The 10,327-nt window shown below is 71.0% G+C and carries 8 protein-coding genes; 7 read left to right on the top strand and 1 reads right to left on the bottom strand.

Annotation, left to right across the window (positions count from 1 at the left end):
* Positions 1 to 285: 285 nt before the first annotated feature.
* The 7 genes from J7E94_RS29665 to J7E94_RS29635 all read left to right on the top strand — a co-directional run bounded on the left by J7E94_RS29665 (position 286) and on the right by J7E94_RS29635 (position 9,196).
* Positions 286 to 1,071: an SDR family NAD(P)-dependent oxidoreductase gene (locus tag J7E94_RS29665; RefSeq protein ID WP_215019891.1), complete on the top strand. Its 786-nt coding sequence runs from the start codon at positions 286 to 288 to the stop codon at positions 1,069 to 1,071.
* Positions 1,072 to 1,079: 8 nt separating this feature from the next.
* Entirely contained in the window at positions 1,080 to 2,351 is a 1,272-nt protein-coding gene (locus J7E94_RS29660; protein WP_215019890.1) for an MFS transporter, read from the top strand.
* A gap of 9 nt (positions 2,352 to 2,360) precedes the next feature.
* Complete coding sequence (locus tag J7E94_RS29655; RefSeq protein ID WP_215019889.1) at positions 2,361 to 4,046, top strand: FAD-dependent oxidoreductase; 1,686 nt, start codon at positions 2,361 to 2,363, stop codon at positions 4,044 to 4,046.
* Positions 4,047 to 4,494: 448 nt separating this feature from the next.
* Positions 4,495 to 5,691, top strand: coding sequence for a non-hydrolyzing UDP-N-acetylglucosamine 2-epimerase (gene wecB, locus J7E94_RS29650; protein WP_215019888.1), 1,197 nt, complete (start codon positions 4,495 to 4,497; stop codon positions 5,689 to 5,691).
* Positions 5,692 to 5,714: 23 nt separating this feature from the next.
* Positions 5,715 to 6,485, top strand: a complete 771-nt coding sequence (locus tag J7E94_RS29645; protein ID WP_215019887.1) for a hypothetical protein — start codon at positions 5,715 to 5,717, stop codon at positions 6,483 to 6,485.
* Complete coding sequence (locus J7E94_RS29640) at positions 6,482 to 7,729, top strand: VCBS repeat-containing protein (protein WP_215019886.1); 1,248 nt, start codon at positions 6,482 to 6,484, stop codon at positions 7,727 to 7,729. The genes J7E94_RS29645 and J7E94_RS29640 overlap by 4 nt, the downstream gene beginning before the upstream one ends.
* 201 nt (positions 7,730 to 7,930) lie before the next feature.
* Positions 7,931 to 9,196, top strand: a complete 1,266-nt coding sequence (locus J7E94_RS29635) for an acyltransferase (RefSeq protein WP_308345518.1) — start codon at positions 7,931 to 7,933, stop codon at positions 9,194 to 9,196.
* A 36-nt stretch (positions 9,197 to 9,232) separates the two neighbouring features.
* On the opposite strand, the gene J7E94_RS29630 is transcribed toward J7E94_RS29635, so the two are convergent.
* On the bottom strand, positions 9,233 to 10,153 hold the full coding sequence (locus J7E94_RS29630) for a helix-turn-helix domain-containing protein (RefSeq protein ID WP_215019885.1): 921 nt from the start codon (positions 10,151 to 10,153) through the stop codon (positions 9,233 to 9,235).
* Positions 10,154 to 10,327: the final 174 nt, after the last annotated feature.

Here is a 10,327-nt window from a genome sequence, read left to right as displayed (position 1 = left end):
ACCACGGCTCTCTTCCTCCGCGCCAAGGCCGCCAAGGGCCTCGCTGCCACCGGCTGAGCGCGTCGAGCCGAGGAATCCCCCGCGAGAGGCGACCCGGCACGGGCTCCGCACGAGCGGACCCCGCCGAACGGGCCGGGTCGCCTCCCCTTCCCAGGCCTCCCCTTCCCAGGCCTCCCCTTCCCAGGCCTCCCCTTCCCAGGCCTCCCCTTCCCAGGCCTCCCCTTCCCAGGCCTCCGCTTTCCCAAGGTCTCCTTCTGCCAAGGACACCCCTTCCCAAGGACCCTGATGGACCTGCGTATCGAAGACCGCGTCTACCTCGTCACCGGCGCCTCGTCCGGAATCGGCCGGGCGACCGCCTGCCTGCTTTCCTCCGAAGGCGCCACCGTCGTCGGCGTCGCCCGCAAGCCGTGGAGCACCGACTCCCTCGGTGACCGGGCGAGCACCGTCATCGCCGACCTCACCGACCCCGACAGCGTCCGGCAGGTGGTCGACACCGTGCTGGAGCGCCACGGCCGGCTCGACGGCCTCGTCAACAACGTCGGCGCCCTGGAATCCCGTACGGGCTTCCTCGACGTGACCGACGAGCAGTGGAAGACCACCTTCGAGGTCAACTTCCACTCCGCCGTACGCATGACCCGCGCCGCACTGCCCGCGCTCCTGGACGCGGGATCGGGCGCCCTCGTACACATCGCGAGCGAGGCCGCCCGGTTCCCCGACCCCGCCATCGTCGACTACGCCGCCACCAAGACGGCGCTGCTGTCGCTCTCCAAGTCCCTGGCCGTCGAGTTCGGCGTACGGGGCGTGCGCTCGAACGTGGTTTCCCCGGGGCCCACCCGCACGGCCCTCTTCGACGCGCCCGGCGGCTTCGCCGAACAGCTGGGCCGCCGGTTCGGCCTGCCGGCCGACGAGGCAGTCGACCACTTCATCCGTGAGGAGCGCCGGCTCCCGAGCGGCCGCATCGGTACCCCCGACGATGTCGCCGGTGTCGTCGCGTACCTGCTGTCCCCCCTCGCGGAGCAGGTCACCGGCGCCGAGTGGAGCGTCGACGGCGGCGCCCTGCGGCAGATCTGACCGGGCCGATGCGTCTTCCCCTCCCCCTCCTCGCCCTCGCGCTCGGTGCCTTCGGCATCGGGACCACCGAGTTCGTCATCGTCGGCCTGCTCCCGGACGTCGCCGGCGACCTGTCCGTCTCCATCCCCTCCGCCGGCATGCTGGTCACCGGCTACGCCCTCGGCGTGGTCGTCGGCGCGCCCCTGATGACCGCGGCCGGCGCCCGGCTGCCGCGCAAGACGATGCTCGTGGCCCTCATGGGCATCTTCATCGCGGGCAATCTGCTGTGCGCGCTCGCCGACGACTACACCGCCCTCATGGGCGGGCGGCTGATCGCCGCCCTCACCCACGGCGCCTTCTTCGGCATCGGGTCCGTCGTCGCCGCCGACCTGGTGGCACCCGACCGGCGGGCCAGTGCCATCGCCCTGATGTTCACCGGCCTCACCCTCGCCAACGTGCTCGGCGTACCCCTGGGCACCCTCCTGGGCCAGCAGTTCGGCTGGCGCTCGACGTTCTGGGCCGTCACCGGCATCGGCGTCGTCGGCTTGCTCGGCATCATCGCCCTGGTCCCGGCGCAGCCACGGCCGCAGAGCGGCGCGCTCCGCGGGGAACTCGCCGTCTTCCGCAAGCCGCAGGTGTGGCTGGCGCTGACGACGACCGTGCTCGGCTTCGGCGGTGTCTTCGCCTCCTTCACCTATCTCGCGCCGATGATGACGGAACTGGCCGGCTTCTCCGACGGAGCGGTCGCCTGGCTCCTCGTCCTCTTCGGCGTCGGACTGTGCGTGGGGAACGTGCTCGGCGGCCGGGCCGCCGACCGGTCACTCATGCCCAGCCTGTACGTGATCCTCGGCGGCCTCAGCCTGGTCCTGGTGGCGTTCACCTTCACCTCGCGGGCCGCCCTGCCCGCCGCGATCACCCTCGCCGTCTTCGGGGCGGTCGGGTTCGCGACGGTACCCCCGCTCCAGGCCCGTGTGATGCAGCAGGCGGCCGGGGCTCCGGCCCTCGCCTCCGCGGCGAACATCGCGGCCTTCAACCTCGGCAACGCGCTCGGGGCCTGGCTCGGCGGCCTCGCCGTCGCCCACGGCCTGGGCTGGACCGCACCGACCTGGATCGGCGCCGGCCTGGCCGCGGCCGGCCTGGGCACCGCGGTGCTCTCCGGTCGGCTCGACCGCAAGAGCGGGCCGCCGGGCCCGCTGCCCGCTCAACCGCTGCCCGATCACACACTTCCTGCCCCATCGCTCCCCGCTCAACCCCTCTCCGCCGGTGCCGGGCACGGCACCCCACCATCGAACGGAAGTTGAGGTAGACCCATGAACGGTGTCGACCGCCGCACCATGCTCACCCGCAGTGCCGCCGTCGTCGGAGGCGCGGCCGTGGCCGGCGCGCTGACCGGCCCCGTCGCGGCCGCCGCATCCCCCGCCCCCTCCGGCGCGGCCGGCGCGAGCGCCGGGACCGGAGCCGTCGTCAAGCCGGGCGATCCGCGCTATCCGCTGCTGACCACCGGCAACAACCAGCGGTTCGTCGCACGCCCCGACTACGTCAAGATGGTCCGCTCGACCGCGGACGCCGAGCGCGCCCTCAGGGACGCGGTCCGGGCCGGCAAGCGCGTCTCGGTGCGCAGCGGCGGCCACTGCTTCGCCGACTTCGCCGCGCACCCCGAGACCGAGGTCATCATCGACTTCTCGGAGATGACGCACGTCGGGTACGACCCCGCGTTCCGCGCGTTCACCGTCGAGCCCGGCGCCCGCCTGATGAACGTGTACGAGGCCCTGTACAAGGGCTGGGGCGTCACCATCCCCGGCGGCATCTGCTACAGCGTCGGCGCCGGCGGGCACATCGTGGGCGGCGGTTACGGCCTGCTCTCCCGCGCCCACGGCCTCGTCGTCGACCACCTGTACGCCGTCGAGGTCGTGGTGACCGACGGGAAGGGCGGCGTACGCACGGTCGTGGCCACCCGGGAGAAGAACGACCCGAACCGCGAACTGTGGTGGGCGCACACCGGCGGGGGCGGCGGCAACTTCGGCCTGGTGACCCGCTACTGGTTCCGTTCCCCGGACGCGAAGGGGTCCGAGCCGGCCGACCAGCTGATATCCCCGCCGTCGACGGTCCTGGTGAGCGCCGTGGACTTCCCCTGGGAGCAGCTGACGGAGGCCAAGTTCACCCGGCTCCTGAAGAACTTCGGTGCCTGGCACGCGGCCAACAGCGCGCCCGACTCCCCGTACCGCAACCTCTCCAGCCTGTTCAACGTCAGCTCCAAGGCGCACGGCAGCCTGGGCATGTTCACCCAGGTCGACGCGACCGTGCCGAACGCGCGCAAGCTGCTGGACGACTACCTGGCGGCCATCACGGCCGGCACCGGCGTCACCCCCAAGGCGCTGACCCGCCCCACCGGCGAACTGCCCGCGATGCCGCAGTTCGCCGAACCCAAGACACTGCCGTGGCTGCAGGCGACCCGACTGGTCGGCACCAACAATCCGACCATCACCAATCCGACCTCACGCGGCGCGCACAAGTCGGCGTACATGAAGAAGAACTTCACCGACCATCAGATTGCCTCGCTCTACCGCTCCATGAGCCGGCCCGACTTCAGCAATCCGGACACCATGCTGGTGCTGTTCTCCTTCGGCGGGCAGGTCAACGCCGCCGCCCCCGACGCGACGGCGAACGCGCAGCGGTCCTCCATCTTCAAGATGTGCTTCCAGACCTTCTGGGAGGACGAGAGCGAGGACGGCTACTACCTGGGCTGGCTGCGGGACCTGTACGAGGACTTCTTCTCGGCGACCGGAGGCGTGCCCCTGATCGACGACAGCACCGACGGCTGCTACATCAACTACCCCGACCGCGACATCACCGACCCGCAGCGCAACCGCTCGGGCGTGCCGTGGCAGACGCTCTACTACAAGGACAACTACCCGCGCCTCCAGCAGGTGAAGAAGCGGTACGACCCCTCCGACTTCTTCCGCCACTCCATGTCCATCAAGCCCGCCCGCGGCTAGCCGGCGACGCGTACGCGCGTGCGGTAGCCGTCTCCGTGCAGCCGTCTGCACGTACCCGCGAGCGGTAGCCGCCGGCGTGTACCCGCGTGCGGTAGCCGTCTCCGTGTAGCCGTCTGCCGTCTGCACGCACCCATCTGCGCGCCCCTGCGTACGTCCTGCGTTTTCCCAGCTCAGAAGCCCTGTGCCCGGTCTCCGGTGCGCAGGGCTTCTGCGTTTTCCGCGCTGGTGTTCGAGTGCCCGCCGGTGTTCGTTGACTCCCCGACCCGCTCCGGGAAAGCTGTGTCTTGGCCGGAAGAGGGCAGCCGAAAAGCCCCTCGCAGCGAGATCCGATCCCCTGGCCACCACCCCCGCCGGCAGACCCCGCGGCACCGCCATGCCGCGCCCTTCCCCACCATGCCCCGGCTCGATCCCCGTATTCGATTCCCCGTACAAGGAAGAAGAGGAAACCATGCGTTCCGTCGCCGTAGTCCTCGGCACCCGGCCGGAAGCCATCAAGTTCGCGCCGGTCATCCGCGCCCTCCAGGACGACCCGCGCTTCGAGCCCGTCGTGATCTCCACCGGGCAGCACCGCCAGATGCTCGACGAAACCCTCGACGCCTTCGGCCTCACCGCCGACGTCGACCTCAAGGTGATGGCGCCCAAGCAGACCCTCTCCCAGGTCACCTACCGCTCGCTGCGCGGCCTGGAGGACTACTTCGCCACCGCGCCCGCCGACGCGGTCCTGGTCCACGGCGACACCGCCACCACCCTCACCGGCGCCCTCGCCGGATTCCACCAGCGGATCCCCGTCGTCCACGTCGAGGCCGGACTGCGCAGCGGCCGGCTCGGCTCCCCCTTCCCCGAAGAGGGCAACCGCAGACTCGTCGCACAGATCGCCGCCCTCCACCTGGCCCCCACCCCCGGCAACCTGGCGAACCTGCTGCGCGAGGGCATCGCCGCCGACACCGTCACCGTCACCGGCAACACCGTCATCGACGCCCTGCGCTGGGCCAGCGGCCGCGCCACCGACTACGGCGACCCCGCCCTCGCCGACCTCGACCACGACCCCCGGCGCGTCGTCCTCGCCTCCGCACACCGCCGCGAGGCCTGGCCGCACCTGCCGAAGATCGGCCGGGCCCTGGCCGAGATCGCCGAGGAGCCCGGCGTCCGCGTCGTCGTCCCCCTTCACCGCAACCCGGTCGTCCGCGAGGCGCTGCTGCCCCACATCGGCAGCCACCCGAACATCACCGTCGTCGACCCGCTGCCCTACCTCAGCTTCTGCAAGCTCATGGCCCGTGCCGACGTCATCGTCTCGGACAGCAGCGGAAGCCAGGAGGAGGGCCCCGCCCTCGGCAAGCCCACCCTCGTCCTCGGCGACGTCACCGAGCGGTCCGAAGCCATCGTCGCCGGCACCGCCTGCCTCGTCGGCACCAACACCGCCGGAATCGTCGCCCACACCCTGGAACTGCTGCGCGACCGGCACGCCTACGACCGGATGGCCAACGCCGCCAACCCGTACGGCGACGGCCAGGCCACCGAACGCACCGTCGCCGCCCTCGCCCACTACTTCGGCATGGGGCCCGCCCCCCGCCCCTTCGTCCCCGAGACCGCCGTGGACGAGCTCAGCGTCGAGCTCGCCCGTACCGCCGACTTCGCCCGCACCTGACCGACACCGAGAGGAAGCCCCGCATGAGCGCCACCCCGTCCGCCACCGAACGCCCGCTGAACTTCAGCACCCCGTACCTGAGGGCCGCGCTCGTCCGCGACGCCGTGGACTACACCGTCGAAGGCCGCACCATCGTCGTCAACCCCGGCGTGACGCCCGTGACCATCGCCGAGGAATTCCGCAAGACCATCCCCCCGCTCTCCTCGACGGTGCTCGCCGACACCCGGATCGAGAAGGCCGACGCACTGCTCCTGCTGCGCCCCGCCGCGGAAGACGCCGCGGTGACCGGCATCACCGAGGAGCCCGGCTGGTCGCACCTCGCCGACCTGCTCGGCCCCGGGGGCTTCCCCCGCGAGACCCCGCTGTACCGCAGCCCCCAGGACGACATCAACACCGTCCTGTTCGACCCCGCCTACGTACTGGGCGAACGGGAAACCCCCCTCGACCAGCGCGAGTTCAACGTCCGCGCCAACCTGTGGTTCGCGCCCGCCGGCACCGACTGCTTCATCCACAACGAGCACGACTTCATCGAGGTCCACACCCAGGTGCACGGCCTCGGGCGCATGCAGCGGTTCCGGAACCAGGACCAGGCCTCCCTCTACCAGGACGTCCTGATGAGCCCCGGCTACACCACCCCGGACCCCTTCTGCGCGACCGGCCCCCAGTGCACCTACCACTACCCCATGCACCAGTACCGGGCCGACACCGACTGCATCTGGCTCGCCATCGAGTACCACCCCGTACCCCGCGCCCTGCGCACCCTTCCCACGACCCTCCTGGAGAACCGCTCATGACCGCCGCCGGCAAGAACACCGAAACCACCCTGCGCACCCCGAAGTTCACCGCCGAGGTCGTCGCCGACCAGCTGCGCGACGGCTACTGGCTGGAGGCCCCGGACATCGACGGGGACGGCAAGCCCGACCTCTTCGGCTACGGCCTGCGCCTCGGCGAGATCTACTGGTACGCCAACGACGGCGACTGGACCCGCCGCCTCATAGTCGACCGCATCAAGATGCCCGTCGGCGCCGACTTCGCCGACGTCAGCGGCAACGGCCACCCCGACGTCATCGTCTGCTACGACCTCTACGGACCGATCGGCACGATCCACGACGCCAACACCGAAGGCGGCAAGATCGACTGGCTGGAGAACCCGGGCACCCCCGACAAGGACGAGTCGCGCTGGAAGCGCCACTACGTCGGCCGCGCCACCGGAATGCACCGCCTGCGCGCCGGCCACTTCACCCGCACCGACCGCCTCCAGATCATCGGCCTCCCGATCGTCGCCAAGGAAGACGTCCACGCCGTCCTGCCCGTCGTCCTGTTCACTCAGCCCGACGACGTGCACACCGCCGAGGAATGGCCGATGACCGTCATCGACGACAGCCACTTCCGGATGATCCACGGCGCCGAGAAGAAGAAGGGCCTGGTCCCCGGCTCCGACCTCGAATCGCTGCTCCTCGCCTCCGACGAGGGCGTCACCTGGCTGCACTTCGACGAAGCCCGCCAGGAGTGGATCCGCGAACTGATCGGCACCGGCGAGCTCACCCAGTTCGAACAGACCGGCTTCCGCGGCAGCGGCGACCTCAACGCCGGCCGCCTCGGCGACGACCCGATGGCCTACGTCGCCGCCATCGAGCCCTTCCACGGCAACACCGTCGCCGTCTACACCAAGGCCGCCGACGGCGGCGGCTGGAACCGCGTCCTGCTGGACGTGTACGGAGACCCCAACGAGAACGGCGAGGGCCCCGGCCACCAGATCGTCTGCGCCGACTTCGACGGCGACGGCGACGAGGAGTTCCTCGTCGCGCTGCGCGGCCCGTGGCCCTGGCAGGGCGTCATGTACTACAAGGCCATCGACGCGGCCAACGGCGTCTGGGCCAAGTGGCGGGTGTCCGAGGAATCCGTCGCCCGCATCGCCACGGCCGACTTCAACGGGGACGGCCGGCTGGACTTCGCCACCATCGCCTACTCCGTACAGAACTACTACGTGGCCAAGGACGCCAAGCTCATGGTCTACCGCAACGAGATCGAGCAGTAGGCCCCACCCGGGCCGGTCTCTCGGCCCTCCTCGGCCCTCCTCGGCCCTCTCGGCCGGGTACCTCGGCCCCCTCGGCCGCCCCTCGGTCCCACCGGGCAGTCCCGCGACGCCCCTTCGCGCCACCGGGACCGTGCACCGCACGCCGGAGCACGGCCCCGGCCGCCGTCCCTCACGAAACCTCTTCCGAAAGAGCGATCTCCTGTGGCCTCCTCGACGTCCACCGACGCCGCGAAGCGGGCGAAGCTGCCCTCACTGACCGGCCTGCGGTTCTTCGCCGCACTCCTCGTCTTCTTCTTCCACTCGTCCCTGACCGACTCCCCGATCCCGCCCAACGCCCCGATCAACCCCTTCGCCGACGCGACGATCGCCGACGGCTTCTCGACCGCCTTCAGCAAGGCCGGCTACCTGGGCGTCTCCTTCTTCTTCGTCCTGTCCGGCTTCGTCCTCGCCTGGGCCTCCAAGCCCGGTGAGCGCGTCACCGCCTTCCTCCGCCGCCGACTGCTGAAGATCTTCCCCAACCACGTCGTCGTCTTCGCCGCCGCGATGATCCTCTTCGCCGGCGCGGCCGTCACCAGCGCCGCCGACTGGCTGCCGAACCTGCTCCTCATCCACACCTGGTTCCCGCAGCCGACCGTCAACCTCAGCGTCAACCCGCCGAGCTGGTCCCTGGGCAGCGAGCTCCTCTTCTACGTGCTCTTCCCGCTGCTGATCATCCCGATCCGCAAGATCCGCGGAAACGCCCTGTGGGTGTGGAGCGCCCTCATGGTCGCCGGCATGGTCGCCATCCAGCTCATCTCGACCTACCTCGTCCCCGACACCCCGAAGTCCACCATCACCCCCATCTCCGGCATGCAGTTCTGGTTCGGCTACCTGCTGCCGCTCGGCCGCGTCTTCGAGTTCGCCCTCGGCATCCTGCTCGCACGGGTCGTCCTGGCCGGCCTCTGGCCCAAGCGCGTCGGCTTCGGCGCCGCCCTCGCCCTGACCGTCCTCGGCTACGCCGCCGCGCTCGCCGCCCCGTTCCAGTACGGCTTCGTCGTCGCCACGATCATCCCCGTCGCCGCGCTCATCGGCGCCACCGCCAGCGCCGACGTCGAGGGCCGCGCCACCTTCCTGCGCAGCCGGCCCATGGTCTGGCTCGGCGAGGTGTCCTTCGGGTTCTACCTCGTCCAGGGCGTCACGATCTTCTACCTGCGCTCGCTGCTGGGTACCGAGACCTACAGCGTCCCGGTCGCCCTCCTGGTGATCGCCGGCTTCTTCTGCGCGTCGCTGCTGGGCGGCTGGCTCCTCTTCCGCTTCGTCGAGATGCCGGCCATGCGCCGCTTCGGGCGCAGCCGGCGCCGTACGCAGCAGGTCCCGGCCACGGTCAGCGAACCGTACGAGAGCCCGGCCCCGGCCGTGGCCGCCGCCCTTGCCCCTGCCCCTGCCCGGGAGCCGGTCCCCGTCGCGACGGCAGGCCGCACCAGCTGACCTCCGTACCCGCTCCGCCCGCGCCCAGCGCCTGCGCTACCGTTCTCCGCCCGCGTCTGCATCCGCCGACGCGGGCTTCGGGGTTTCCCGCCCCAGGCCGCCCACGGCACCGGCCGTCAGGCTGGCCAGCATGCGCAGCGCCGCGTCGGACGGGGAGGACTCCGGGGCGCTGTAGAGCAGCATCCGGTGGTTGGTGCCGTCGGTGAGGTGCAGGTTCTCGAAGTCGAGCGTCAGCGGGCCCACCACCGGATGGTGGAGCGTCTTGGTCCCGACGGTGCAGTCCCGCACCGGGTGCTTCGACCACAGGGACGCGAAATCGGGGCTCTGCAGCATCAGGGACCCGATGAGCTCGGCGAGCGCACGGTCCTCGGGATTGCGCCCGGCGACCAGGCGCAGCGCCGCGAGCGCCACCCGGGCCTCGTTCTTCCAGTCCGTGTACAGCTCGCGGGTGTGCGGGTCGAGGAACAGCATCCGCGTGAGGTTGGGGCGTACGGCCGGGTCCTCGGGGCTCGCGAAGTCGAGGTGCCCGGCGAGCAGGGCATGGCCCAGCGGATTCCAGGCGAGCACGTTGTTGCGGCCGTCCAAGACGACGGCGGGGACCTGCGGCATCGAGCCGATCAGCCGGCGCGTGGTGTCCCGGGCGTACTCGGGACGGGGCGACTGCGTCCGCTTGGCGCGCGGCGGACGGGCGAGGTTCAGCAGATGGGCGTGCTCGTCCGGGGTCAGCCGCAAGGCGCGGGCCAGGGCGTCGAGGACGCTGTCCGAGGCGTTCGTGCTCTGCCCCTGCTCCAGGTGCGTGTAGTACGTGATGCTCACGCCCGCCAACAGGGCGAGCTCCTCACGACGCAGCCCGGGCACGCGCCGACGGGTGCCGTGGGAGGGAAGCCCGACGTCCTCGGGCTGCAGCTGGGCCCGGCGGGTACGAAGGAATTCGCCCAGGGCAGTGGGTGTGTCCATGCGTTCCAGTGTGCCCGGGGAGGGCGCCGGACGCGGCCCCTGAAGGTGGCCCTGGCAGTGCTAGCTTGCGCGGCGCCAGCACAACCAGGGGGCTGGGTAACCCCTTCCGACCGGTCCAGAGTCGATTCCGCAACGCCCTGTTGCGTGATCGAGAGGAAGTGTGGCGATGTCGGT

Origin of the sequence: Streptomyces sp. ISL-94 (assembly GCF_018614075.1) — a bacterium.
Classification (GTDB): Bacteria; Actinomycetota; Actinomycetes; order Streptomycetales; family Streptomycetaceae; genus Streptomyces.
Note: the sequence above shows the minus strand (reverse complement) of the source record. Positions and strands in the feature narration are given on the sequence as shown.

Coding starts and splice junctions, on each gene's coding strand:
- wecB (WP_215019888.1), top strand. CDS start 4,495: ATGCGTTCCGTCGCCGTAGTCCTCGGCACCCGGCCGGAAGCCATCAAG.
- J7E94_RS29665 (WP_215019891.1), top strand. CDS start 286: ATGGACCTGCGTATCGAAGACCGCGTCTACCTCGTCACCGGCGCCTCG.
- J7E94_RS29660 (WP_215019890.1), top strand. CDS start 1,080: ATGCGTCTTCCCCTCCCCCTCCTCGCCCTCGCGCTCGGTGCCTTCGGC.
- J7E94_RS29630 (WP_215019885.1), bottom strand. CDS start 10,153: ATGGACACACCCACTGCCCTGGGCGAATTCCTTCGTACCCGCCGGGCC.
- J7E94_RS29645 (WP_215019887.1), top strand. CDS start 5,715: ATGAGCGCCACCCCGTCCGCCACCGAACGCCCGCTGAACTTCAGCACC.
- J7E94_RS29655 (WP_215019889.1), top strand. CDS start 2,361: ATGAACGGTGTCGACCGCCGCACCATGCTCACCCGCAGTGCCGCCGTC.
- J7E94_RS29640 (WP_215019886.1), top strand. CDS start 6,482: ATGACCGCCGCCGGCAAGAACACCGAAACCACCCTGCGCACCCCGAAG.